Origin of the sequence: Paenibacillus sp. FSL k6-2145 (genome assembly GCF_037976585.1) — a bacterium.
Lineage (GTDB): Bacteria > Bacillota > Bacilli > Paenibacillales > Paenibacillaceae > Paenibacillus.
Map to the genome: position 1 here is coordinate 2973144 of NZ_CP150267.1, position 26247 is coordinate 2999390.

General features: G+C 45.8%; 24 protein-coding genes. 16 read left to right on the forward strand and 8 right to left on the reverse strand.

The window, feature by feature from the left end; all coding sequences use genetic code 11:
• The first annotated feature begins 319 nt into the window (after positions 1 to 319).
• From NZ043_RS13230 to corA, 4 genes are all read left to right on the forward strand, one after another.
• Positions 320 to 1396: a DUF3048 domain-containing protein gene (locus NZ043_RS13230; protein WP_133387378.1), complete on the forward strand. Its 1077-nt coding sequence runs from the start codon at positions 320 to 322 to the stop codon at positions 1394 to 1396.
• Positions 1397 to 1713: 317 nt separating this feature from the next.
• Positions 1714 to 2331 (forward strand): DUF47 family protein, encoded by a 618-nt coding sequence (locus tag NZ043_RS13235; RefSeq protein ID WP_076215091.1) that lies wholly within the window; start codon positions 1714 to 1716, stop codon positions 2329 to 2331.
• A gap of 14 nt (positions 2332 to 2345) precedes the next feature.
• Positions 2346 to 3335, forward strand: a complete 990-nt coding sequence (locus tag NZ043_RS13240) for an inorganic phosphate transporter (RefSeq protein WP_062836232.1) — start codon at positions 2346 to 2348, stop codon at positions 3333 to 3335.
• A 307-nt stretch (positions 3336 to 3642) separates the two neighbouring features.
• Entirely contained in the window at positions 3643 to 4602 is a 960-nt protein-coding gene (gene corA, locus NZ043_RS13245) for a magnesium/cobalt transporter CorA (protein ID WP_133387377.1), read from the forward strand.
• Between the two features lie 281 nt (positions 4603 to 4883).
• On the opposite strand, the gene NZ043_RS13250 is transcribed toward corA, so the two are convergent.
• Both NZ043_RS13250 and NZ043_RS13255 read right to left on the reverse strand, forming a co-directional pair.
• Positions 4884 to 5972 carry a DNA alkylation repair protein gene (locus NZ043_RS13250; protein WP_133387376.1) on the reverse strand — a complete coding sequence of 363 codons (1089 nt, stop codon included), beginning with the start codon at positions 5970 to 5972 and terminating at the stop codon, positions 4884 to 4886.
• A gap of 132 nt (positions 5973 to 6104) precedes the next feature.
• The gene (locus NZ043_RS13255) at positions 6105 to 6743 is read right to left on the reverse strand and encodes a tyrosine protein kinase (protein WP_133387375.1); all 639 of its coding nucleotides are present in this window, start codon (positions 6741 to 6743) and stop codon (positions 6105 to 6107) included.
• A 452-nt stretch (positions 6744 to 7195) separates the two neighbouring features.
• Here NZ043_RS13255 and NZ043_RS13260 point away from each other — a divergent pair, with 452 nt between their 5' ends.
• Both NZ043_RS13260 and NZ043_RS13265 read left to right on the forward strand, forming a co-directional pair.
• A complete protein-coding gene (locus NZ043_RS13260) occupies positions 7196 to 7486 on the forward strand; it encodes a YerC/YecD family TrpR-related protein (RefSeq protein WP_017690665.1) in 291 nt (96 codons plus the stop codon).
• A gap of 1 nt (position 7487) precedes the next feature.
• Complete coding sequence (locus tag NZ043_RS13265) at positions 7488 to 8273, forward strand: CbiX/SirB N-terminal domain-containing protein (protein WP_133387374.1); 786 nt, start codon at positions 7488 to 7490, stop codon at positions 8271 to 8273.
• A gap of 146 nt (positions 8274 to 8419) precedes the next feature.
• Here NZ043_RS13265 and NZ043_RS13270 read toward each other — a convergent pair whose 3' ends face one another.
• Positions 8420 to 8989: a TetR/AcrR family transcriptional regulator C-terminal domain-containing protein gene (locus NZ043_RS13270; RefSeq protein WP_091038820.1), complete on the reverse strand. Its 570-nt coding sequence runs from the start codon at positions 8987 to 8989 to the stop codon at positions 8420 to 8422.
• Between the two features lie 168 nt (positions 8990 to 9157).
• Between NZ043_RS13270 and NZ043_RS13275 the strand changes: the two genes are divergently transcribed.
• Both NZ043_RS13275 and NZ043_RS13280 read left to right on the forward strand, forming a co-directional pair.
• Positions 9158 to 10084, forward strand: coding sequence for a 2-dehydropantoate 2-reductase N-terminal domain-containing protein (locus NZ043_RS13275; protein WP_339312138.1), 927 nt, complete (start codon positions 9158 to 9160; stop codon positions 10082 to 10084).
• A 71-nt stretch (positions 10085 to 10155) separates the two neighbouring features.
• The gene (locus NZ043_RS13280; protein ID WP_133387372.1) at positions 10156 to 10572 is read left to right on the forward strand and encodes a DUF4395 domain-containing protein; all 417 of its coding nucleotides are present in this window, start codon (positions 10156 to 10158) and stop codon (positions 10570 to 10572) included.
• Between the two features lie 103 nt (positions 10573 to 10675).
• Here the strand turns inward: NZ043_RS13280 and NZ043_RS13285 are convergent, their stop codons facing one another.
• On the reverse strand, positions 10676 to 11392 hold the full coding sequence (locus NZ043_RS13285; RefSeq protein WP_133387371.1) for an NPP1 family protein: 717 nt from the start codon (positions 11390 to 11392) through the stop codon (positions 10676 to 10678).
• A gap of 525 nt (positions 11393 to 11917) precedes the next feature.
• On the opposite strand from NZ043_RS13285, the gene NZ043_RS13290 reads away from it, so the two are divergent.
• The 6 genes from NZ043_RS13290 (at position 11918) to NZ043_RS13315 (ending at position 19281) form a co-directional block, all read left to right on the forward strand.
• Positions 11918 to 12799 (forward strand): diacylglycerol kinase, encoded by an 882-nt coding sequence (locus NZ043_RS13290; protein ID WP_047840512.1) that lies wholly within the window; start codon positions 11918 to 11920, stop codon positions 12797 to 12799.
• A 394-nt stretch (positions 12800 to 13193) separates the two neighbouring features.
• Complete coding sequence (rlmD, locus tag NZ043_RS13295; RefSeq protein WP_339312141.1) at positions 13194 to 14951, forward strand: 23S rRNA (uracil(1939)-C(5))-methyltransferase RlmD; 1758 nt, start codon at positions 13194 to 13196, stop codon at positions 14949 to 14951.
• A 458-nt stretch (positions 14952 to 15409) separates the two neighbouring features.
• A complete protein-coding gene (locus NZ043_RS13300; protein WP_240768327.1) occupies positions 15410 to 15751 on the forward strand; it encodes an S-layer homology domain-containing protein in 342 nt (113 codons plus the stop codon).
• Positions 15752 to 16041: 290 nt separating this feature from the next.
• Positions 16042 to 16941: a sulfate adenylyltransferase subunit CysD gene (gene cysD, locus NZ043_RS13305; RefSeq protein ID WP_339312144.1), complete on the forward strand. Its 900-nt coding sequence runs from the start codon at positions 16042 to 16044 to the stop codon at positions 16939 to 16941.
• Position 16942: 1 nt separating this feature from the next.
• Positions 16943 to 18616, forward strand: a complete 1674-nt coding sequence (locus NZ043_RS13310; protein WP_091038831.1) for a GTP-binding protein — start codon at positions 16943 to 16945, stop codon at positions 18614 to 18616.
• Between the two features lie 101 nt (positions 18617 to 18717).
• Positions 18718 to 19281 carry an S-layer homology domain-containing protein gene (locus NZ043_RS13315; protein ID WP_240768326.1) on the forward strand — a complete coding sequence of 188 codons (564 nt, stop codon included), beginning with the start codon at positions 18718 to 18720 and terminating at the stop codon, positions 19279 to 19281.
• 118 nt (positions 19282 to 19399) lie between these two features.
• On the opposite strand, the gene NZ043_RS13320 is transcribed toward NZ043_RS13315, so the two are convergent.
• From NZ043_RS13320 to NZ043_RS13330, 3 genes are all read right to left on the reverse strand, one after another.
• Positions 19400 to 21166 (reverse strand): leucine-rich repeat domain-containing protein, encoded by a 1767-nt coding sequence (locus NZ043_RS13320; RefSeq protein WP_339312148.1) that lies wholly within the window; start codon positions 21164 to 21166, stop codon positions 19400 to 19402.
• 283 nt (positions 21167 to 21449) lie between these two features.
• Entirely contained in the window at positions 21450 to 22331 is an 882-nt protein-coding gene (locus tag NZ043_RS13325) for a GNAT family N-acetyltransferase (protein ID WP_339312151.1), read from the reverse strand.
• Between the two features lie 257 nt (positions 22332 to 22588).
• The gene (locus NZ043_RS13330; protein WP_076215046.1) at positions 22589 to 22795 is read right to left on the reverse strand and encodes a DUF2536 family protein; all 207 of its coding nucleotides are present in this window, start codon (positions 22793 to 22795) and stop codon (positions 22589 to 22591) included.
• 380 nt (positions 22796 to 23175) lie between these two features.
• On the opposite strand from NZ043_RS13330, the gene NZ043_RS13335 reads away from it, so the two are divergent.
• The gene (locus tag NZ043_RS13335) at positions 23176 to 24150 is read left to right on the forward strand and encodes a tRNA-dihydrouridine synthase (protein ID WP_076329554.1); all 975 of its coding nucleotides are present in this window, start codon (positions 23176 to 23178) and stop codon (positions 24148 to 24150) included.
• Positions 24151 to 24248: 98 nt separating this feature from the next.
• On the opposite strand, the gene NZ043_RS13340 is transcribed toward NZ043_RS13335, so the two are convergent.
• Positions 24249 to 25304: an ankyrin repeat domain-containing protein gene (locus tag NZ043_RS13340; RefSeq protein ID WP_339312154.1), complete on the reverse strand. Its 1056-nt coding sequence runs from the start codon at positions 25302 to 25304 to the stop codon at positions 24249 to 24251.
• 252 nt (positions 25305 to 25556) lie between these two features.
• On the opposite strand from NZ043_RS13340, the gene NZ043_RS13345 reads away from it, so the two are divergent.
• On the forward strand, positions 25557 to 26126 hold the full coding sequence (locus NZ043_RS13345; protein ID WP_133387359.1) for a hypothetical protein: 570 nt from the start codon (positions 25557 to 25559) through the stop codon (positions 26124 to 26126).
• The last annotated feature ends 121 nt before the right edge of the window (positions 26127 to 26247 follow it).

Sequence of the window (26247 nt, forward strand, 5' to 3'; positions counted from 1 at the left end):
AATTTAGTGTGTGTTGTTTTTGTTTTTTCTAAGTGATCACCTTTGATGTCTTTATTGTATAGTTCAAAAGTTGTTTTGTTTGTGATTAAAATCACAATCTAGTTCAAATTTTAAGTAAGGTTTGAGAAGTTCACATTTAGGACATATTTTTCTCGCGATTCGCTGTTTCAAATGTGAATTTCACGCTGTATCAAGGCCTTCTGGGCGCAGACAAATCGGATGGGGTGTGATTAAATGGAAAGAAATACGTGAAATGGTTGCCTACATGAGACATATATCACAACTTAGAACCAGGCCATATCGTTCAGGAGGTCCTATATTGAAGCTTTTTAAATGGAACAAAGCAGCATCGGCTGCATCTCTGTTTATTCTCTCATTAAGTCTTGTTGCCTGCCAAAACCAGGAAGTGGCGCAGATGCCACTTCAGCCAGAACCGACACCTGCACCTGTACAAGAAGAACAGAACGTGGAGGAGTCCAACACGTCTCTCTATACAGCACCTCTGACGGGTCTGCCTGTAGATGAAGCAATTACGCGACGACCACTCGCCGTAATGATTAATAATGCACCTGCAGCTCGGCCCCAATCGGGTCTAAGTTCAGCCGATATCATTCTTGAAGTTCTCGCTGAGGGAGGTATTACCCGTTTCATAGCCATCTTCCAGAGTGAAGGCGGTGGGGAAACGGTTGGACCCGTTCGCAGTATACGTCCATATCTAATTGAGCTCGGCGAGAGTTATGATGGGGTACTTGTTCACGCCGGAGGCAGTCCGGAGGCGTATTCCATTTTGCAAAGGCAGCAGAAACAGCATATGGATGAAATCTCGAATGGTGGACCTTACTTCTGGCGTTCCTCGGATCGTAAAGCCCCACATAATCTGTATACTTCAGCGGACAAGCTGAGAGAAGGGTCAGATATCAAGGGTTATAGCCATGATTTCAAGTCTCCCGTATACATCTATAACGAAGAAGGCGCGACATCTGCAGGAGAGGCAGTGAAGCATTTCGATATCCATTATTTATTGGATAGTTACCGGGTGACGTATGATTATGATGAAGTTAGCGGACGATATATGAGAATGGTGAATGGCAAGGCAGATCAGGATCTGGATAATGGGACTCAACTTGGCGCAGCGAACATCATTGTGGCAGGTGCAGATCACAAGGTGCTCGATAGTGTAGGGCGGTTGTCCGTTAATTTGGAACAGGGCGGGGAAGCCATGTTGTTTCAGAAGGGCAAGATGATTCGTGGGCAGTGGGTGAAGAAGCAGGGGGATATTATACGGTTTGTTCAGGGTGGCAGTGAAGTTGCTCTTGTGCCTGGTAAAACCTTTATCAGCATTGTTCCCAATCAACCGGAATTTTCTAGTCATGTGAAGCTGGCTGTGCAGCAATAAAAGGATGTAATGAAAGAAAACAATGAAACATGTGTCCATTTTATCGTCGAGAAGGCAGTATATTTTACCTTCGCGTGAAAAGTAGAAGCGTGTCGATTTTGAATTTTGATGTCGAATTGTAAACGCAGTGTAAAATCTTGACTTGAATTTACCATTATTCCAAATAATTAAGATTCATTTCAGATTAATGTGATAAGAATATAAAAAAGGATCACACCTTTTGTACAAACCATGAAACAAATATGATAAGATATCAAAGGTTGTCATTTCATGTTTCATCGGTTATCGGCAATTTTTCTCGTAAAGGGGATAGAGCTATGAAGCTTAAGAAGAAGAAGGATATATTTTTTGAGACACTGGAGAATATGGCAGATACGGTTGTTCAAGCGGCAGATTATTTCTCCCAGCATGTTTCCAACCTTCAGGATGTGACTCTTTTTGCCAATGAAATGAAGAAGTACGAGTCGAAATGTGATGATTACGTGCATACGATCATTACAGAACTCAACAAAACATTTATCACGCCGATCGAACGCGATGATATTATGGAGCTGACAACAACACTTGATGACGTATTGGACGGACTTGAAGCAACGGCTTCCCGTTTCTATATGTACCAACTGACGGATCCGGACGAATTTATCGTTCAGTTCTCTGAAATTTTGCGCCAATCGGCTTACGAAATTCAGAAGGCAATCCATCTGCTGTCACAGAAAAAATTGCTGGCCATCCGTGAATACACCATTCGTTTGAATGATCTGGAAAACCAGGGCGACGAAGTGCTGCGCATGTGTATCAAACATCTCTTCGCTACCGTGTCTGATCCGATTGAACTGATCAAGCGTAAGGAAATTTACGAACGTCTTGAGACAACAACGGATGCTTGTGAAGACGTGGCGAATGTGCTCGAATCCATCATTATGCGTAATTCTTAAGGAGCCAGAGAATAATGGAAACAACGATTTGGGTATTAGGTATAGTCGTCTTCCTTGCACTGGCGTTTGACTTCATCAACGGTTTTCACGACACGGCGAATGCCATTGCCACTTCGGTATCAACACGGGCACTAACGCCACGTCGCGCGATCCTTTTGGCAGCGGTGATGAACTTTGTCGGTGCGATGATGTTTACAGGCGTTGCGAAGACGATTGGGGGGAGTGTGACCGACCCCACCACGCTGGATAACGGGATCGAGGTCGTCATAGTCACCTTGATCGCAGCGATTATCTGGAACCTGGTTACATGGTGGTTTGGTATTCCGTCTTCCTCATCACATGCACTTATCGGAGCCCTTGCAGGTGCCGTGCTTGTTGGCGCAGGATCTGATAAAGTGAAATGGAGCGGATTCATTGATATCGTCGGAGGTTTGCTATTATCACCTCTGATCGCGTTTGCCATCGGTTATGTGGTCATGACGATTCTCAAATATATTTTCGCCAAACGCAGTCCGCATAACGTGAATAAAGGTTTCCGTACGGTACAGATTTTCACGGCTGCACTGCAAGCATTCACACATGGTACGAATGATGCACAGAAAGCGATGGGTATTATTACGTTTGCTTTGGTTGCAGCAGGTGTGCAAGATCATCTGGAAGTGCCGCTGTGGGTTAAAATCTCAGCAGCAACCGCGATGGCTCTGGGTACATCCATTGGTGGTTGGAAAATCATCAAAACGATGGGTACCAAAATCTTTAAAATTGAACCGATCAACGGATTCGCCGCCGATCTGTCAGCTGCTTCCGTTATTTTCACAGCAACGTTGCTTCACCTTCCAGTTAGTACGACGCACGCGATCACATCAGCTATTCTGGGTGTAGGTTCCGCGAAACGTTTCTCTGCTGTGAAATGGGGACTAGCTGGACGTATCATTATTACGTGGTTCATTACGATTCCGATTACTGCGGGACTGGCAGGATTGCTCTACTGGATTATTTTCTAAAAAGAGAAGTTATCCCGAACGAATTTGGGGTTACCAGACAATCTGTTCATAACTGTGTGAATATCGGGATATGTGGATAATTATACAACCAAAATCAAGAGACGCCTGTGCATGAACGTGTGGACAGGCTGGATATGTGGATAGCCATCCGTGGAATGATAAACCAAAAGAAGATATTCCTGTGGATACAGGGAACTGTGGATAGGGAAATGAGAGAAGCCAACAGGGTTGGCTTTTTTTGTTGTCGAGTTTGAAGGTACCTGTGTACAATAACGTATAGATACAGGACAAGGATGTGATCTGATTTATGATTCGTACACTCGCCATTACACGAGAACATCAAGTCTCCGTTAACGTACCACTTACACAGCTGGATCTGAACGATTACGCCTGGGTATGGGCCGATTTTAACCAGCCAACGGAAGAGGAAAGCTGTTTGCTGGATACATATTTTCATTTTCATCCATTAGCCATAGAGGACTGTCTGCATGTGTTGCAGCGGCCCAAGCTCGATTATTATGATAATCTGCAGTTTCTTGTGCTGCATGCACTGAATCCGTCCACACTGGAAGCCGAGGAGGTTGACTTGTTTCTCGGATCTAACTTCCTAGTGTCTTTTCATCATGGTGTATTGGAGGAAGTGGATGAAGCGTGGGAACGCTTGTTGCACCATGCACATGAACGAACCATCTGGGCGCGAGGTCCAGTGGCGGCGGCCTATACCGTGATGGACAAGTTGGTGGATCATTATTTTCCGTCTTTATTTGCGATTGAGGATGAACTGGCTGAACTGGAGAACCGGGGTGGACAAGAGTCGGTTGAAGACTTGATGAACCAGGTGTTTGATCTGCGGACTCGATTGCTGAAGCTTAGAAGAACCGTAGTACCGATGCGGGATCTGCTCTATCGGGTGGTGAACTCCCAGCATGTGCAGCGAACAGGTGAACATACGGCTTATTTTACCGATATCTATGACCATTTATTGAAGCTGACAGACATGATCGAAGCCGATCGGGAGATGACCGCTGACCTGCGCGACAGTTATATTTCCCTGAACTCGAACCGGATGAATCAGATCATGAAGACACTCACGGTGATTACGACCGTATTTATGCCGCTCACACTGATTGCGGGTATATATGGCATGAACTTTGCCTATATGCCTGAGCTTCAATGGAAGTTTGGGTATGGTGCGGTGCTTCTGTTAATGTTTGTGCTTGGCGGGAGTATGGTGGCTTGGTTTGTGAAGCGGGGATGGTTTAAGTAGAAATGTTATACCTTACTGCTCCGTATACAGTTCCACCCTTTCGGTGATAAGCGCAAGCTATTGCGAGCAGATCATCAGAAGAAGATTGCATAGCTGAAGCAACGTTTGTTACATATAAAAAGGCCACTGGACAAGGATCTCGAGCAGGATTAACTGTCGGGAGATGATGCTTGCCAGGTGGCCTTTCTGATTCTTCTATAGAAGTTTTGAAAATAAATGTATCCACATGTGAATAACTATTCCGCAGCAATAAGCTGTGTATAACTTACGATGTCTTCCTGTTACTCCATTTCAAGGACAAAAGAAGTCGTTGCTGCCGCTTTACCATTCACAACAATTGTTAGCGTATGCAGACCGGCATAATATTTTCTCGTTGTGATGACTTTGAAAGATTGTTTGGTGGCTACCTTGGTTCTTCCTGTCGGGTACATTTTATCAGAGCATTTGAATCGTTTGGGAGCCTGCTTGCCGTTTGCTTTCATATAACCCATCTCATATTCAATTCGCAGCATCTGTGACTCACCGCTCTCATTAACGACATCAAACGAGAAATGAAGATCCTCGCCAATGCTAATCGTATCCTGGACAAGCTGAAGCTGCTCAATGTGAATCGAATCCTGCTCGTTATAACCAAAAAGACTTAGTGCTTTGCTATGTCCTTTCTTCAGTAATGACCTGCTGGCATGCCGGACAATCCAGTCGGTGTGTACATGTTGTCCGTACCAGGTCGTGGCCAGATCCATAACCAGTTCAGGGTGGTCCTTGGAGATGTCATTCAGATGATTGGCGACACTTTTGCGAACATAGAGGGACTCGTCCTGTTTCAATGCATGCAGAATCGGAAGTACAGGTGTTGGATCAGTGATAAAGTTCTGGAGTTTGGCACCCCATGGCAAACGTGGCCGGCTGCCTTCACTGGCAAGTCTGCGGATATGCTCGTTGTTGCTCTCTGCCCACGCCATCATATGTTTCATCGTTTGGATTGGATAATGTTTAATAAACGGGCGTACCGCGAACTCGGAGCTGGAATAAGGTGTGAAGAGGGTCAGATACTTCATGGATAACTCGTAATCCTCTGGGTCAAGTCCGTTCACTTCGATAAAATCCGGTACAAACAGATATTCAACGCCTCTCATATTCGGAGCGGCTTGTTCAATAATATGTAATGCTTCCTCATAATTGTCGGGCAGTACTGCAGTCAGGGCCAGTGTGATTCGGCGAATGCGCGCTTTGAATTCCAACTGTTCCCAGCCTTCAGCAAAAACCAATTCATGAAATTGCTGTGTATCCAGCTTAGGGTAGAATTGACGCAACTGTTCGCCGGTCCGATCGATTAATGCGGGAGTGTATTTGTCTTTGATAAGTTCCATGGTCCGCCTCCTTTAGTTATTATCAAGTATACCTCAAATTGCAGAAATAAGAACATAAGTTCCTGAAATTTTTGATATATTAATGAACGGTGTTAAGGCACCCACCTTCTGTAAGGGGGTGCCTGGATGAATTTAACCTTTGCGACTTTTGGGACGGCGCTTGGTGGTATTGGATTTGCGGCGGACTGGAGTTGTATTGCGGCGACGTGTAGCATTCGTTGTTTTGTTCCGACGTTTGCTTTTACGTTTCCGGGGCGGCGTATATTCTTCATAGTCTGCATCAGCTGCGCTGTTATTCGATTTTCCTTTTCCAAAAGGCAGAATGCCCATAACGAGTTTCATCATCGGAGCCATCTGCTGGATACCACCAACGACCTTCTGCATTTTGCCTATTCCACTCATAATCCCGTCAATTCCGCCGAAGCGGTCAATCATTCCTTTTAACTCACCGATGTTGGCTAACGAAAACCCGGAACTGCCTGTAGCAGCAGGCGCCTGTACCGGAGCAGGGGGAACCACCTGAGCTCCACCTCCATAAAAGTTCCCGCCAGCCACACCTTGCCCATAGGGTACGACTGCAGAAGCTTCGACTTCACCGAAGCCCGGGTAATGGGGTTCTACGCCAGGATACATCGGTTGAATCTGAGTTTCATTTAAAGACCGCGGAACCACACCGGGCGGCATATAGGCAGAAGTATGTGCCTGCCGATGAGCATGAGAAGACGGACGCTGCCCTGGTGCTGGCTGGCGGTGATAATAATGCTGTGGCATGAACGATCACGTTCCTTCTATTGGATTTCGGAATTGCGTTCCATGAGTTGCATGACAGATGTACATCATAGACCCTTGTGGAACTCCCTTTTGTTATACTGTATGTCATTCGCGGAGAGACGGCGTAGGCGGGTATCCCGGAAAACGGGATATTTGCGGATTTGGGCGCATCTATGATGGCAGGTTCACGAAGAGTAAAATGAAGTTTAGACACAAAATTGTAACATTTAGGAGGATTGAAATCCTACATAAGTAATCGGATATATACAGGTGAAAACTGGGAAATAGCGCGTTAAATTCGCCCGATGTACGCGAGGGGAGGACAATAGTACCTTTTGTAAGCGGTAACATGTATTTTTATTCTGTAGTGCGTGAAATCGGTAACGCTTGAAATACCAACTCAGGGTGAGTACAATGTAGGTACACAGTAACCGCTAGGGGATGATGATGAAATGCAGCTGAAAAAGCTAAATGATAAAAGCATTGAACAACTATTCGAGGCTATTTTGACGCTAAAAGATATTGAAGAGTGTTATGTTTTCTTTGATGACCTCTGCACAGTTAACGAGATCCAATCCATGTCCCAGCGGCTGGAAGTGGCTCGTATGTTGGGTAAAGGCAATACGTATAACCAGATTGAAGCAGAGACAGGTGCGAGTACAGCTACAATTTCACGTGTGAAACGCTGCCTGAATTACGGCAATGATGGTTATAAAATGACGCTGGAACGCCTGGGACGCTAACATGAAGAAGCCGGGTGTACTCATCATCAGTCACGGTTCACAGGAGCAGACCTGGGTGGAATCCGTCGATGACGCGATCTCCCGGTTGAATCTGCCTGTTCCATTACCGGTTGAAGCCGGTTTTCTTGAACTTGTGGAAGGACGCCTGATCCAGGACGGTATCGACCGACTGGAAGCACAAGGCGTAACCGATATTCTGGTCGTACCTCTATTTGTTTCGTCCGGGAGTACACATGTGGATGAAATTGAATATGCCATTGGTGCAAAGGAAACACCTGATCGCGAAACGGATCTGGAATCGTTCGATGTGAAGGCTCGGGTTCACTTTGGTTATCCAGTGGATAACGATCCGGATATTGCCGTGATGGTGTGGGACAAAGTCCGATTGTTGTCGCAGCAACCGGAGAAGGAAACGATTTTGCTGGTAGGCCATGGGAGTATTCATGATGGTTTTCGCGAGCGTTGGGAAGCCGGAATTTCTTCCCTTGCAGAGCGTGTGCAGGAAGTTAGTGGTGTAGCCCATACGGATTATGCATTGCTGAATCCGGAGAGTGTGTACAACAAAGTGAAGTACTGGAGCGAAGAGCGGGGGAACCGAGTCATTGTGGCGCCGCTGTTTTTGAGTGCCGGTTATTTCACGAGGAACGTTATTCCGGATCGGCTACAGGAACTGAACTATGTGTACAGCGGTGAGACACTGTTGCCACATCCATTGCTTGTGCAGTGGCTGGAGCGCCAGATCCAGATTTTGCTGGAGAGATGTAATGAGGTTAAAGCTTCTTCTTGAAATGATCGCTTTGGCATAGGTGTGTGATCACATCGCTCGCAGTAATGTCGCACCAATTGATTTGAACTCCATAGCTTCATAAACAATCAAACCACGTCGAAGGACGTGGTTTTTGTTTGTTGTAGATCACTTGAGCGAGGATTAGTTTATCCATTAATGGGTGCGTGCAATTGCAGATGTAGCTCCAGTAAACTTATTAATTGGTCAACGATCTCCTCGGCCGGATAAGGCATGGAATTCATTATCCACCACTCCAGAAGACCGACTGCAGCGGAAGCAAGAAACTGTATGGTAATCTCTTTTTTCATACCCTCCTGAATGCCACAGGCATCCATCTGTTCCTCCACTCCTTGGACCAACAATCCCATCAACTTACTACGGAATGCCGGAATACCTTTTTTGGTTAGAAGTGTAGTATAGGTAGAGGCATGCTGTTCCAGATAACGGAAAGTTCTGAGCAGCGCATCCTTGGCTGTAACGGGTGTTGTAGTAGAGCTTTCGATCATACAGGCATCCAACAACTGCTGCAAATAGGTCTCAATGCATTGATCCAACAGGTCGAACTTGTCAGCGTAATGCAAATAGATGGTTCCTCGATTTACATTAGCCCGATCAGCAATATCGTTTATCGTAATTTGCTCAAAATCCTGTTCCTCCAGTAACCCCACAAAAGCTTCAATTATCGCCTTTCGTGTCTTGAGTACTCGTCTGTCCATGGCCCCTCCTATGATGGTTTTCAACAATAAGGAATCATTCGTTGATTATTCAACAAAAACGGATATTTTAACGATTGAAGCACAGTAGGTGCTTTGTTACTCTTATTTTATCAACAAATGTTCATAAAGCAACGAATATTGATAAAATATGAAATAGAGGGATAAACAATGAAGATATTAGTGTATGGGGCAGGTGTTTTGGGCAGTCAACTGGCGCACATTCTGGTACGCGGCGGCAATGATGTTACTATTCTGGCTAGAGGGAAGCGGGCAGAGGAGCTGGAGAAGGATGGAATCGTCATCCGGCATATGTTTCAATTCAAAACGACAGTTGATCAGGTTCGGGTAGCCAGAACGTTGGAAGTGGATGACCAATATGATCTGATTTTTGTTGTCATGAAATATAACGATTTTCCTTCTGTGTTACCTATTCTGGCAGAGAATCAGAGCAGCAATATTGTGATTGTGGGAAACAACGCAGATGCACGAAGCATGCAAAACTATTTGGTGGAAAACAGTAAGGTGGCAAAACAGGTCGCATTTGGATTCCAGGTGAGTGGAGGTAAGCGGGAAAAGGACCGCATGTTATCGGTCGGTGGAGGCAGCGGACAAATGGTAATCGGCAGTCTGGACGGAGAGATAGGATTTAAACCTTTGCTGGATCAAGCTTTCCAACATGTAAAATACAAGTTGAATGTTCTGAGTGATATTGATGCCTGGCTGAAAAGCCATATCATCCCCATTCTGATGCTTAATGCGGTGAGCTTTAATGAGGAGCGTGAGTTGATCAAGTTGGACGGGAACAGAAAGAAAATCCAACATATGATTGGGGCGATGGATGAAGGTTTTAGTGTTCTTGAGGCTATGGGCATAACGATTATACCGGAGATTCAGGCTAAAATGATTCGCAAGCATCAACGGATGTTGTACCTTCTGTTGAAGATATACAGTGTTCTTCCAATTCATAAGCTGATTGCGGGTTCTTTTGGAGAGATTGAGGCGTTAAATAATGCATTTAACGATTGGAAAAAGACAACAGGCACCCCGACTCCCCATTGGGATGTGCTGAAAAGAGATTTTACTCCCCTTAAATGAAGTGTTGCTCATTCCCTGCATACCGACTACAATAAAACCAACTAATAAAATGGGGATAAGGAGATATACAGATGCGGGAAGTGCCCATGCGCTATGTGAAAGCAAATCAGGTCGGTATTGTATTGTTTGTTTTACTCTCGTTTGTGTTCAATCCAATTGTAGTTCTGGGCGTGTTGTGGGTCATTCAGGTGGTTGGTCTGGCTTCTGGTGGAAAGCTTAATCTGTTTGTGCAGATTGGGAAAGCTGTGTTAACTGGTAAAGGGACAGAGACGCAGGCGGTGGAGCTGCAGCGATTCAACAATATTCTGGCTGTGCTCTTCCTGTCTCTGGCACTCATCTCGTTCTCGCTTGGCTGGGTAGCCGCAGGTTATGTATTCTCCATTATGCTTCTCGCGGCTGCAAGCGCGGCTCTGCTGGGTTATTGTGTGGGTTGCACGGTGTATTTCTGGTACAAACAGCTGCGTGCAGGCAGAAAAATCGGATTTTGAGATTGGCTGAAGAAGTGAAACAGGTTCCGGGATACTACGATAACTTCATAACGAAATCCCCCTCAAATGAGCTGTTCACTTGAAGGGGATTTTCTTTTTTTTCTTATCTGAACCAGGCTTTATTTAAATTGTTGGTGAAATTGTTATCGTTGAAAGGCACGTTGGCACTGCCAAAGTTCGTCGTATTGAGCGCATTTCGTGCGGCAGAAGTCAGGTCGTCCCATCCGATTAAAGGTTGTGTTCCCCCAACAGTGTTGGTAACGCCAAGCTCATGGTTCAGCGGCCAGGTACTATTATAGGAAATCAACGGATGGTTACCTTGTGTATTGGTATTGCTCGGTGTGACGTTGGTGAACTGTCCGTGACCGGAATAGGCAATGGAGAGGATTTGGGGATTGGCCGCTGCCGGATTGTCTACCCACACGACGATACCTTCCCAATCATGACGATGGCCGAGTCCAGAGGAAGGGGAGTCTTTTGGGAAATACCACGAATACATGATTGCCCACACCCCATTGTGCCATGCGGAGCGGGAGTAGATCTGGCCTGTACTTGAGCTACAGTTTCCATTCGATGACCCGGACGTATTCAAGCCAGCGCTGGTATTGCCCTGTTGATCCACTGCGGGAAAAGGCACGCATCCATGATAGACTTTTAGAAATGGCTGAAAACGCTTGGCCGCTTGTTGTGTCACGGTGACTGGTGAGACTTCCTGAAATCCGACAACCTGATCATGATTAATTTCTGCCGCTTCAACAGTGGTAACCCAAGGAATACAGGCCATAAGCGAAACCATGAGCATTAACACGATTTTTTTCATTTACACTTCTCCTTCAAGGGTATGATGTGGTGCTAAGTAGAGGGTGCACTAAAACTATATTGGAAAAAGATTTATATTATTTATCTTTTTATCTTAAGATTTGTAAATTTGTAGCATATCTATGTCATAATCATATGAAGATCATCGAAATCGAAGACTAATTCCTGTCCAAGCGGGCAGAATGGTTGATTAATGAGACTATTTTACATAAAAGGTAGTGGGGAAGATTCAGGATCGGTGCGTGAGGTTTATTGGGTAATGGATGGATTAGTAGGTACCTATATGAAAAAATATACTTATGGATTACAGGCTAGGACATCTTTACATTTGATGATATGATAGGAGTTAAAGGCTTTGGAATGAGACGGAATTCCTGATGCATAGATATAGGTAAGACGAAAGATTAGAGCAGAATGAACACAGATTCATTATTGTGTAAAAAATATGCCCTTTTGTGGACTGATGCAACGTAAGAATATGAGGTCGTTTAGACTCATGGATAATGTGGAATAGGTGGCGTATGAGATGAAAAAAGCTCGCTTAATATATAATCCGACCTCAGGCCGGGAAGAAATGAAGAAACGTCTGGCTGATATTTTGCAGCGTTTGGATCAAGGTGGTATTGAAGCTTCATGTCACGCAACAACGGGTGAAGGTGACGCAACCCGGGAAGCTGAACTTGCGATTGAACGCGGATATGACATGATTATTGCTGCTGGTGGCGATGGCACGTTGTACGAAGTGATTAACGGTATGGCCGAGCGGGAGAACCGTCCTCCGCTGGGTGTGTTTCCTTTGGGAACGACGAATGATTTTGCGCGTGCACTCGGCATTCCGAGACAGTGGGAAGATTACGTGGATCTGGTCATTAACCAGCAGCTTCGTCCGCTCGATCTGGGCAAAGCAAATGATAAATATTTTATCAACATCGCTGGTGGTGGCTCATTGACTGAACTGACCTATGAAGTACCAAGTCGTCTGAAAACGATGATTGGGCAACTGGCCTATTATATGAAGGGTATTGAGAAAATGGCGAGTCTGTCTCCTCAGGAGCTGATTATTCGCGCCGACGGTCAGGAAGAGATTCATGATGAATTCATGTTATTCCTCATCGCCAATACCAATTCGGTCGGTGGCTTCGAGAAGCTGGCTCCGGGTGCAACCATTGATGATGGTCTGTTCGATGTCATTTGCGTGAGGAAATGTAATTTGGCTGATATGATCCGCCTCGTAACGCTTGCACTGCGTGGGGAACATCTGAACGACAAGAAAGTGGTTCATTTCCAGACGAGTCATATGGAAGTTACGTCCCCGGGATATGTACAATTGAACCTCGATGGAGAGTTGGGCGGCACGCTGCCAGCAACGTTTACAAATTTGCGTCATCATTTGATGCTGTATCGTTAAACTTGGCACTTGGCGGAGAATGTGGTCGCTTGCTGAAAAGCAACGATGCCTAAGTAGTGATTGCAGAGCATCGCACAAGTGGTGAGGAGTGTTGGATTCAGCTCTGCGGTAAGGGGAGATGGAAGTAGATTTTCCAGTTGCTGTGTACGGTGGGATCGCGTATAATCTCATGTGGTCACCATGCGTTGAGCTTAACGAACTCAGAAAGCCTTAATGTGGCGAAATCGCCGAATCTGCGAATCTAACGAATCTCAGCGTCGTTATTTTGGAGAAAATGACCGAAAAAGATCGGAAAACACCATCCGAAGATGATATAACGTTTCTGAAGTTCATTAGAAATTCGGAACGTTATTTTTGATGTGATACCATATAAGAAGAAAGAAGTGAATGTACGTTGTCTAATACGAACCGCAGCGGTCGTGGAAAAAACCGCCGGAATTCGGCTGCCTCTCAGGGGCAAGGGAACGCTTCAGCGTCCCGTCAGCCAAGTCAATCATCTCGTCCATCTACACGTCAGCAGGGAAAAGAGGTGCGGCCACAAGGCGCATCTCTTTCTGCCGTTCGTCCAAAGGGAAGAACGCGTGAATCTGCACCAGTCGAAGGACTGCCCGTTAGCAAAAATGAAGAGACCGTCATCGACATCATTGGAATGAACCATGACGGTGAGGGTGTAGGTCGTGCGAATGGATACACGCTCTTTGTGCAGGGTGCGCTTCCAGGTGAAACCGTGCGTGTGCGCGTGATGAAAACCAAGAAGCAGTATGGCTACGCCAAACTGCTGGAAATCGTGAAAGCAAGCCCGGATCGAGTGTCCGCGCCTTGCCCGATCTACGATCAGTGCGGCGGCTGCCAGATCCAGCATATGAGCTATGCCGGACAGCTTGCGTGGAAACGCCAGTTGGTGGTCGATAATTTGCAACGGATCGGCAAGTTGAACGTGATGGTGGAGGATGCGGAAACGGTGGCATCCAACGTGCAGGAAAATGAAGAAAGTGCAAAACAACGTGTGCAGAATGACGATTCAGTTGGTGAGGCGAATGAAGCACAGATGATTGGAAGTAATCGTATTCGACTTCGTCTTGAAGGTGTCATGAACGAAGAAGATACGGAACACGCCATCCGCGTACTGCCTACAATGGGTATGGACGACCCATGGCGCTATCGGAATAAGGCACAGGTGCCAATTGGTGTGACCGAGGGTGGCCTGGTAGGAGGATTTTACGCCAAAGGAAGCCATCGGATCATCGATATGGAAAGTTGCCTCATTCAGCATGAGCACAATGACGAAGTGGTCGCTAAGGTGAAGGAGATCGGCAACCATTTTGGAATCAGTGCTTATAACGAAGAGACAGGTCGTGGCTTGTTGCGTCACGTGGTCGTGAAGAAGGCATTCCGTACAGGCGAGATGATGCTTGTTCTGGTTACGAATGGTCGAGACATTCCGTACAAAGACGAATGGATTGGCAGTATTCGTGAAGTGATTCCGCATGTGGCGAGTATCTGCCAGAACGTGAACAAGAAGCAGACCAATGTCATCTTTGGCGATGAGACCCGCGTCCTCTGGGGCCGGGATGTAATCTATGATTATATTGGTGATGTGCAGTTTGCGATCTCAGCGCGTTCGTTCTATCAGGTGAATCCGGTGCAAACGGAAGTACTGTATGGCAAAACGGTAGAGTACGCTGGACTGAGCGGCAAAGAAACTGTAATTGATGCCTATTGCGGCATCGGAACGATTTCTCTTTTCCTCGCGCAACATGCGGATCAGGTGTACGGAGTGGAGATCGTGCCTGAGGCCATCGAAGATGCGCGTAGCAATGCGTTGTTGAACGAGATGCGAAACGTGAAGTTCGAAGTTGGTGCCTCAGAGGACGTTATTCCACGCTGGAAAGAACAAGGCATCGAGGCCGACGTGATCGTTGTCGATCCGCCACGTAAAGGCTGCGATCCACGTTTGCTGGAAACGATCCTGGAGATGAAGCCGGAGCGAGTGGTGTATGTGAGCTGTAATCCAAGCACCTTGGCACGTGATCTACGTGTGCTGGAGGATGGTGGATATCGCACGGTTGAGGTAACGCCAGTGGATATGTTCCCGCATACGGTGCATGTGGAGAGTGTAGCGATGTTGGTGAGGGATAATTACAGATACTAAGAACAATTGATATCTAAGAGATTATCGTCTGATGCAAATATCCTTGGTTTATATAACAGAGTACTCGAAGCAGAATTACCGCAAATATGCTTAAGGCTCTAAACCGAAGAAGACTAACAGATGATAAAGAAATGAAAGACGCTGGGAAGAAATTTACCCAGCGTCTTTTTTGTCAGTTTGTCTTTTAATCTATTCTAAATCGATTCTTGAATTTATCTGCCGAGGCCTGATCAGCGGGATGAAGAGCATGTCCATACTAGCATCAGACTTGGTATAGTGCTGTAAAAAACTAAGATTCCCCTTTAATTTGGAGTAAGAATTCTCTTCCATAAAAAATTTGGTGTGGGGGGAATGCTTCGAATGAGGAAATCATTTAAGCAGGTCGTTTCCGGGTTACTCGCAGCGGCTCTGCTTCTTCCGGGCGGCTTGATAGCCTATCGGCATCTAATTCACAAATTGTGTATCAGGAAACATTCCAGAATAGCCAAGGCAAGGTAACTCAATCAGGTGGTGCTGGATTCGAAGACAACACGTTCAAACCCAGCAGCAGCATTTCCCGTCAAGACATGATGGTTCTAACGGCGAAAGCCCTGAAAGCAGCAGGTAAGCCATCTGCCGGCAGCGGGAATCTGGCTCCTTATTCCGATGCTGCAACCATTTCCACTTACGCTGTGGATAGTGTAACTTCCCTTGTAGGAAGCGGAATCGTCAACGGAAAAGGTGGCAAAATCGCACCAACTGAATCATTGACCCGCGCTGAAGCAGCGGTGATTCTGTCCCGGATCTGGGCAACTCATTGAAGCTGCTGTCTGTACTTTACAGGAGGCAGCTTTTTCAAATTCCATGGCCCTCAATCATGATTGTAATAGAGATCGTTAACCAACCGATTCCATTTGCAGCTCAGCACAAATCATTCGTTCAGGCAATTTTATTACAGGAGGAACCGCTACTCAATGCTGAATATTGTCGATCCAATACATAGACATCATAAATTTTACTTTTTTCCACTTTGCAATAAAGATGGAATCTGATAGGATAAGTTTATAAATACGATGGTTTTAGTGAGGATTAAAAAGGAGGCCGCCTTGCCATGCAAGAATTAACACATCTGGATCAACTTGAGGCTGAAGCGATATACATTATCAGAGAAGTAGCAGCGGAGTGCGAGAAACCGGTCATGTTGTATTCCATCGGCAAGGACAGCTCGGTCATGCTGCACTTGGCCCTAAAGGCTTTCTACCCCGAGAAGCCGCCGTTCCCATTCATGCATATCGATACAACCTGGAAATTCAAGGAAATGATTGAGTTCCGCGACCGAAAGGCGAAGGAATTTGGTATCGAAATGATCGTGCACTCTAATGAAGAGGCTATTCAACAAGGAATTAACCCCTTCGACCATGGTTCCGCATATACCGACATTATGAAAACCACAGCCCTGAAGCAGGGATTGGATAAATACGGATTCACGGTTGCGTTCGGTGGCGGAAGACGTGATGAGGAGAAGTCGCGTGCGAAGGAGCGGATTTTCTCGTTCCGGAACAAGAATCACTCGTGGGACCCGAAAAACCAACGTCCGGAGATGTGGAAGCTGTTCAACACGCGAATCAACAAGGGAGAGAGCATTCGAGTCTTTCCGCTGTCCAACTGGACTGAGAAGGATATCTGGCAATACATTCGTCGGGAGAACATCGATATCGTTCCGCTTTACTCCGCGGACGTAAGACCGATCATTAATCGTGACGGGCATATCATCATGGTGGATGACGAGCGGATAAAGCTTGAGCCTGGCGAGAAGGTAGAGATGAAGAAGATTCGCTTCCGCACGTTGGGTTGTTACCCGCTCACGGGCGGAGTCGAGTCCGATGCCGTTACGCTGGATGAGATCATTGAGGAGACATTGGGTGCGTTATCTTCCGAACGGACCAGTCGGGTTATCGATCAAGAAGCGGCGGGAAGCATGGAACGACGCAAACGGGAGGGCTATTTCTAACATGAAGAGTCTACTTAAATTCATTACCTGCGGAAGTGTGGATGATGGCAAGTCCACGCTGATCGGACATATGCTCTATGAGGCTAAGCTGCTGTTTGCCGATCAAGAACGCGCGCTTGAGCTCGATAGTCGATTGGGAAGCCGAGGCGGCAAAATCGACTACTCGCTGCTCCTCGATGGTTTGCTGGCCGAACGCGAACAAGGGATTACCATTGATGTGGCATATCGTTATTTTACGACGTCTCATCGTTCCTTCATCGTGGCGGACACACCGGGACACGAAGAGTATACGCGCAACATGGCTGTAGGCGCTTCCTTTGCCGATCTAGCCATCATTCTGGTGGACGCTACCAAAGGCATCATTACCCAGACCAAACGCCATGCCCGGATCTGCGCCCTGATGGGGATCAAGCATCTCGTACTGGCTGTGAACAAGATGGATCTGGTCGGCTTCGATCAGAGGACGTTCGAGGCAATCAAGGAAGAGTTCATCCAAACGACGGCCGAATTCCAAATCAAGAGCATCCAGGTCATTCCCGTGTCCGCTACGGAAGGGGACAACATTACAACCCAGTCGCCGAATGCTCCCTGGTACGAGGGGTTAGCATTATTGCCGTATTTGGAAAGTATAGATGTTCATACTACCGATGATACGAAGCCTTTCATGATGCCGGTTCAGCGTGTAAGCAGACCGGACCATACGTTCCGTGGGTTCCAGGGCCAGATCGAGGCTGGAAAGATTTCGGTCGGAGACGAACTCATGACTCTGCCAAGTCGGGAGAAAGCCAAGGTTAAGCGGATTTTGGTGACGGACCAAGCTCAGGATTCGGCTTATGCTGGCCAACCGGTTACGATACAACTGGACCGCGAAGTTGATGTCTCGCGGGGCTGCGTGCTCACGATAGACAATCAAGTCCAAGAAGCTGACAGCTTCGCTTCTACGATCCTGTGGATGGACGATTCCGTCCTGACTCCGGGCAAGCATTATTGGGTAAAAGTCGGAACGAAGACTCTTCCAGGCACTGTAACGGCGATTACCCATAAAATTGACATTAACACGGGCCATACCGTTCCGGCCGATCAAATTGTTAAGAACGAATTGGCCAAGTGTGAATTCACGCTGTCGGATCAGATCGTCTTCGATTCCTTTGAGCACAATAAGAGCATCGGAGGTTTTATCCTCATTGATCGTGTCACTAACATGACGTCTGCTTGCGGAGTCATCGATCAAGCTCTGAAGGGAGAAAGCCGATTTGCCACGCTGGATACGGGGATCACGAGAGATGTTCGCGCCCAGCAGAAAGGACAATCTCCGCTTACGCTCTGGTTTGCTGGCTCGGATACGGTAGCTCTCGCCAAGGAAGTGGAGAAGCGACTAATGTCATCCGGTTACCATACGATGCTGCTTGAGAGCATCAGTGGAGAAACGCTTCGCGGCACGGCGGAGATGGCAAAGGTGTTGAACGACGCCGGCCTGATCTCACTGGTATCCCATGATTCTATCAGTGCGGGCGAACTTGAGACAGCTCGAGAGATCATCGGGGGTAAAGGATTTATCGAAGTTAACGCGGACGAGATCGGCGGAATGTCCACCCAGGATGCCGCGAAATCCGTGGTTAAACGAGTCGTGCAATCCGTTATCGATCACAGTCCTTCGAATAACTACGACATATAATAAGCATGTCCGATAAAAGCGGTTGCCGATCAGGCAGCCGCTTGTTTGTTTCGTCTAACATCTTAACGAACAGTCTGTATTCAGTGGTATGGCACCCGTTGATGTTCAAAGATGTAGAAAATCATTGGGCTAAGGATGCTGTCAATGATATGGGCTCTCGCCTCATTGTGAATGGCATTGGTAACGATCTATACAATCCAAATACGGATATGACACGTGCTGAATTCGCAGCGATTATGATGAAAGGGTTGGGACTGAATCCAGTTGATGGAAAGGCGCCTTTTGCAGATGTGGATGCTCCCGATTGGTATAATTCCGCTGTTCTGACGGCCTATGAGTACAAGCTGATTGAGGGCTTTGAGGATGGAAACTTCCGCCCGCAAGAGAAGATTACTCGTGAGCAAGCCATGGTGATCTTGTCCAAAGCTATGGCAATTACAGGTCTTCAGGAGAAGCTGGCGACGAAGGACAGCGATGAGATGCTGAAGCCGTATACAGTTGCAATTGCTGTGTCGGAATGGGCAAAAGCCGCTGTTGCTGCAAGTATTGAGGCAGGTGTGATCAGCGGCAGAGGAGCACATGAACTGGCTTCGAAAGCCAACATCACCCGTGCTGAGGTTGCAGCTATCGTCCAAAGAATATTGAAGGCTTCTGACTTGATTTAAAGCACCAAAAGGGTTCCCCATGCAGGAAGAACTGCATAAGGGGAGCCCCTTTTTGTCTTTGATTCAATACCATCCATTAACTACAGTAGTCTAAAACTCCCATCATCCCAATTGGTAATTAATATACATGCACACCCGTACCAAGCACGGATTTGTTTTGCACGGAATTACCGGATAGATATACCTTTTGCAGATTAGGCAGCTGGCTTAGGGTCTCTATATTGGAAATGGCATTGTTCTCGAGATGAAGCTCTTCTATGGCCTGCCAGTTGCTCATGAATTGGAGAGAAGCCAAATTGCTGTCTTGCAGAGTGAAGGAACGTAGAGCGGACATGTTGGCAAAGTAAGGCATCATTTGGTCAACTTCAGTAACAGAGGTATTGTTGATGCTGAAATATGGCTGCTCTAAGGTCAAATGTTCAAGCACGCTGTTCTCCGCGGCCACCTTTTGTTCAAAGTTCAGCCTGCATTCGGAGCACATCAGAGATTTGATCTGCTTCAAACGAAATAAGGCATCGCTTTCCTTGAACAGTGACGAGTCGTAAATGTTTAAGGTCTCCAGGCGGGACAAGCCGTCCAGGGCGGCCAGACGGGTTATTTCACTGATCTCCCAGAGGGAAAGCTGCTTCAGCTTCGGGAATTTCCCCAGCGTCGCCAAATTTAACTCTCCGCTTCCGCCACGGAGCGTCAGGCTGGTTGCAGCGGGCGCCTTCAGGCCCGAGAGAAAGGAGGTTGGTATTTCCACTCGCTCTACTTTAGGCAGTGTCAGCGCTTCTGCATTCTCGTAGTAGCCGGACAACGTTAATTCCCGCAAAGAGGACAGGCTATTGATTGCTTTTACCGAACCAAGCTGACTTAGAGAAGCCAGGCGCAGTGTAGTAATGGAGTTTTTACCAGCCAAGCGCTCCAGACTGGAGAAGTTTACATTTTCGATATCTAACGTTTGTAAAGCAGGCATATTTTGCACAAAGTCGATGGACTTTACGTTCGTTAAATAGGACAACTGAAGCTCCTGAAGCTGGGTCAAGGCATACAGCGGCTGCAGGTCTGTGGTTTCACTGTACTGTATAGATAAGGATGATAGCCCGGTCATGGACGACACCCATCCGAGTTCATCGACAAAGGTGAGCGACAGGGACTTGATTGGCAATTGGTTTAACAAGTGAAAATCTGTTACGGACTCATCCACATAGGTAATGGATAAAGAGTTCAGATTGGGGAATTCCAGTAGTAGGGCCAACTCCTGATTGCTGCGAAGCTGAGTGGAAAGCTCCGTAATTTTAGACTTGTCGCCAAAGTAGCCCGAAAATGTACTGAAGGATTCGTTAAAAGCGCCTCCATAACTTTTTAATCCCGGCATATGGGCCAAAGTGGTTTGGTCCGTCTGGGATATTTCATAGGTATTTGTCAGGTCCAATGCGGTCAGTCCCTTAAAAGCTTCAAAATCTCGCTGATCAATCCGTTGGCTATTCAGTTTTTTGTCCTGAGTAATATAAGTGATCTTCTCGGCCTGTTCATCGCTGAATGGATCGGAGAGACTATATGTAAACTTCCACTGATCATTCTCCGAATGCTCTACGGTTAAATAGCGAATACGAGCTAATTCCTCCTCTGTTGGCAAGGCGGACCCTTTATCGAAGATATCTCGCAAAAATGAGAGCAAAACCTCGCTTTCAGGCATCTTTCGCACAGGCAGATTGGCTTCTGTTTTTGGATAGGTGGAGCTGTTGCTATAATAAAAATATGTACCGATGGCGCCAGCTAGGACTAACATCAGTATCAGCATTACCTTTACGAAGGCAGTCTGCTTCAGCGGTGCTTTAGGGGGCGTTCCGTGGTAATGATTAATGGTCTGGTCTACGTAATAGACATGATTTTGCTTCAATAAAAGTTCTGTTTCACAATAGGGACACTTTAAAACCTCATCCTTCTTGTATTCAATTCTTCCGTTGCAATTGGGGCAGTTTAGCGGGATAAACGCCACGAATGTCCCCTCCTTCATTATGATGGTCATAAGATCATGCTGAACGGTCATCTGATTTCATTATACCTTGTAAATTTACGTTTGATGAGAGTAAGGAGTTTCACATAACGAAGGAGCAGGAAAATCCTGCTCCTTTTTGATCTTTTTTAAGTATGGCAGGTGGTAGGAATTGTTAAATAAATCATCAAGCAATAGATGTTATTGGATGTTTAACTTGCACAGGGTAGAGATGTTCACCATGGGTTCTTACAAATAAGCCGTCATTGCTGATTGTACTTTTTAGAACGATATCATCTGTTGCATCTGGCGTGAAATGAAAGGTTACTTTCTCTGTATCTTCATCTGCAATCTTATCCAAGATATCTTTCATATTCATTTCGTTTAAGCTAACAACGTCGAAGAGCTCAATATGATTGTCTTCTTTCTGATAAATAACAATGACGTTTTCGTTTTCCAAGTAATAAATATCATCACTAAAGACATTCAGGCAATAAAACATGAGTATTCCTTGAGCATGATCGGTAGCAAAATGCTGCGAAACAGGTAATCTTTCGGATGCAAATCTATGGATAAGACGTAAATCCTCCGCGTTAGTTACATTTAGTTTTCGGATGTTCGCAGGCTCAGGTGATTTCTTTGCCGTATAATTTATTGAAAAAAGATGTTCTTCCACAGGTTTAAACCCAAACTTGGGGTAAAAATCAAGGACTGATTCATTGGCAAAAAGGTACATGTAATCGTACTTGTTCTCGTATTCCGCTAAAACTTTGTTCATTAAACGTGTAGAGAGTCCTTTCCCCCGATAATCAGGATGTGTCATCACCGTGCCGATTTGAATCGCTTTTTTCTTCTCACCGTGAATGATGAGCTCAAGGATGTTAACAGAAACGTTGGCAATAACCTGGTCTCCATCGACATATGAATAAGGGATGTAACGCTCGCCCCAGTACCCTTGTTGATACCAATCTTCAAAATTGATCTCAAACGTGTTGACAGCAAGCTCGAAAAAACTTTTGCGCAGTACTTCATTGTTTTTATAATTCTTCATAAATATTAATTCTTGCATGGTATTCTCCCCTTAATCCTCAAAAGTGACTGTTTGTATAGTGGTACGATCCTGCATTTAACTATGTAAAATATGATTACAGGTGACAATTCTGCTTATAAGTTGTTGTTTAAGCAAGATTTGTAACAAGAGAAAGTGGAGTTTGATATGGAAAGAGACGCGAGCGAATTCGCGTCTTCTTTTTTGCATGCTTTATAGGATATGCTTAAATGCAATTGCGTCAGTGAACTGTTTTTCACTATTCAAATCTTGGTCCATCAATCTACATTAAAATGCACGATTGCACTATATAACATCTTGTTGCGAAAAGGGTCAAATGTTACTTGATGTTGAACTTGCTTCACGCGTAGCATTAATGCTTTGTTCATTCCGATTCGTTCTTCGATCGCTCGTTCCAGTTCACGGAAGTCATAAGCCTGCAAGCATTCGACTTTGTCTTTGATCATATCCAGTGAAATTTCCATATATAATTCAGGCCTCCTTAAATCTCGATTTGCAGGTTAAAAGCCTGTCGAGCTTCATTTTAGAGGAGCTTTTCCAGTTCGGCAAGAGCAATCGGGCTGAAAATCTAATAAAGACGTGATAAAATCGGGAAAGGGCAATTTTAAGATCATCGAACTTTCATTAATCTGAAGATCTAATGGAAGTTATAACAGATACTGCTGTTTGAACAAAGTTACATTTGCATGGTATAAGTGAAGAAGAAGCTAGGACACCATAATGTGAATCGCAACGAAACTGCGAATGATCATGTAAATGATAGGCAAGCAGATGCAAAGAGTTACGTTTTATTATTATTAATGAGGACAAAGACTGTCCTGGAATGTATAGAGGAGCTTTTGAGATGACAAAGGAAAACTTTTGGCGTGAATTGCCACGACCATTTTTTATACTGGCACCTATGGAAGATGTGACAGATGTTGTGTTCCGGCATGTCGTAAGTGAAGCGGGCAGACCGGATGTGTTTTTTACGGAGTTTGCGAACACAGAGAGTTATTGTCACCCGGAGGGGCACCATAGTGTGCGTGGACGGTTGACGTTTACAGCGGATGAACAGCCGATTGTGGCTCATATCTGGGGAGATAAACCGGAATTCTTTCGTGAGATGAGTATCGGTATGGCGAAAGAAGGATTTAAAGGCATCGATATTAATATGGGCTGTCCTGTAGCGAATGTTGCGGAGAATGGAAAAGGAAGTGGCTTGATCTGCCGGCCAGCCCTTGCGGCGGAGATTATTCAGGCGGCGAAAGCCGGAGGGCTGCCGGTCAGTGTGAAAACGCGTCTCGGATTTACTGAGGTCGATGAATGGCGCGACTGGTTGACTCATATTTTGCAACAGGACATCGTGAATCTGTCTATTCACCTGCGTACGAGAGAGGAAATGAGCAAAGTAGACGCTCACTGGGAACTTATTCCGGAGATTAAGAAACTGCGTGACGAGATAGCGCCTAATACTCTTCTGACGATTAATGGGGATATTCCTGACCGTGAGACAGGCCTGAGACTCGCGGAGCAATATGGTGTGGATGGTATTATGATTGGACGCGGTATCTTCCAGAATCCGTTTGCTTTTGAGAAGGAGCCGAAGGAACACAGCAGTAAGGAATTGCTTGATTTGCTACGGCTGCATTTGGATCTCCATGATCAATATTCCGAGCTTGAACCACGTTCGTTCAGCCCGCTGGCCCGTTTTTTCAAAATCTATGTTCGTGGCTTCCGCGGTGCTAGTGAGCTGAGAAACAGCTTGATGAACGCCAAAACCACTTCTAAAGTACGCGAATTGCTCAATGAGTTTGAAAGTAATGAACAGGTGGAGTAGAGTAAGACGTAATCATGGATACGGAGTATGATTCAGATAGATTTAAAAGCAAAAAAAAGAAGCGGAGGATTTACCGCTTCTTTTTTTTGCTTTGCTGTTTAACGCGTATACTCAGGCTTCTCCATCGCGACCGGTTGAGGATTGGCAAGCACCCATAACACAGCCAACTCGGATAATCTGGCAGGCGCATCAAAATCGTATCCATTGCGAAGCCTGCTGACCAAGTCTGCTGCCTCTTGGAGAAGTGCGGGGGCGAGTGGCGCACCAGTGCCTAGGTAACGAATCAGAGAATCCAGCATCTTACGATACTCCGCATCCCAGTTTCCACCGCCATTATCCAATACTTCATGAGACACACGTCCTGTGATGCGAATGACCTCTCCCTGCACCGTTTGAGCGTGGCCTTGGGCCGGAATGAGATATTCCCACAGCTCTTGGTGCTGTTTGGTCCAAGTGGTTGCTTTTACCTGAATGGGGGTAGTCCCATCGTGCATGATCCGATTCGCTACCGGCTCGACATCAAATAACTGGTACAGTTTAATCAGCGCGTCTGAAACTTCATCGATCTTGTCCTTATTGAACTTCTCACGGACGAATTCAAAATCCTTCCCGATCCGCTTCACCGATTCTTTCATATCCGGGGTGACCGATGCTCCGGCATCCAGAAGAATTGCGGCAATCTCTGCCAGATTAACTATATCGCTATTCCTACAATTGACTAAGCCCTTAGCTAATGGCGTATTACCCTGTTTATTTTCTACGTTAATCGTAGCGCCCTGGTTTACCAACTCTTGAACCACTTTGGTTCGATACCCACTGACCGCTGCATGTAACGGTGTTTCATTTTGGTAATCCACAGCGTCCAGATACGCACCTAATTCAAGGAACAGGGGTACATTTCCTGACCAGTGTGAGGCATGGGCATGTAAAGGCGTGCGTTGATATTTGTCACGTGCATTAATATCTGCCCCTTGCTCTATCAGCCAGCGGACCAATTCATCCGAAATATGCCGAAAGCTGAGGGCCGTACCTTTGCTGTAGCCCCCGCGGGCATCCCATTCGCATTGCTCAAAGACTTCTTTTACGGTTGCGATATCATTATCTTTAACGAGTTTTTCCATATGAGCAGGTAAGGTTGCTTTCTTCGTAGCCATTACACTCTTCCTCTCCTTTGTGAATAACAACGTAAGTTCCAATGGTAGGCTATGATGATTTAATAGTAAGTAGATAATTTTCTGCAATTTTATCACATAGGGGAACTCAAAACCAATAACTGGGTTTCTTCCATCATCAATTTGGTTTGCTATGTTATAATTTAAATGAATGTTGATACTGGAGACGGATTGAAAAATATTTGAAATGATCGCCGCAATTCATGCGGTAGGCTTTTGATAATAGGAGGATTTATGTCCTGGAGTAAATTGAAGCAACAACTGGAGAGTTTTCTTAGTCCTGCGTTAGTTGGAAGTGTGGAGTACCGTGCCACCAGCTATAGCTATTCACCTGATAAATCAGGCAATTGTTATATTACTGTAGATAAAAAGAATGTACTCAACATGAGTGATACAACAACCCCAATCCGATGGTATCAGTCAGAGCAGGAGATCAAGAGCGACCCGGAGATCATGATTCCTGTGAGCGATGAAGAGATTGAAGTTATTCGAAAAGATTCCAAAGGACCCATTCCCGAAGATCGCCTTCAAGTCATGGCAAGAAGTAGAAAAATCTCCGTACATGCCAAAGAGCTTTTGTTGGCTCAGACCGCACTTAGTAAATCAAATTTTACCGTTGCAGCCACGACGTATTTATCAACTTCTATAGAGGATAATCTGGATAGCAAGGATATCTTGTTTAATATTCTGGCTTTAATGGACAGACGAGTTGGCAAAAAGCGAATTCTGAACATGTCTGAGCAGGTCAAATTAAAGCATCCAGCGGTACAATATTTTTATGAGCTGCGTCGTCGTACGTTGTGAAATTTAATAACATTCATGGATAGAGGTACACTGTGTCGGTGACGGTTTCACTGAAATCTGCCTAACAAGTGGATATAGCTTTTAACTATAACCAGTTATGGTTTTTTAGTATCCCTTCTAA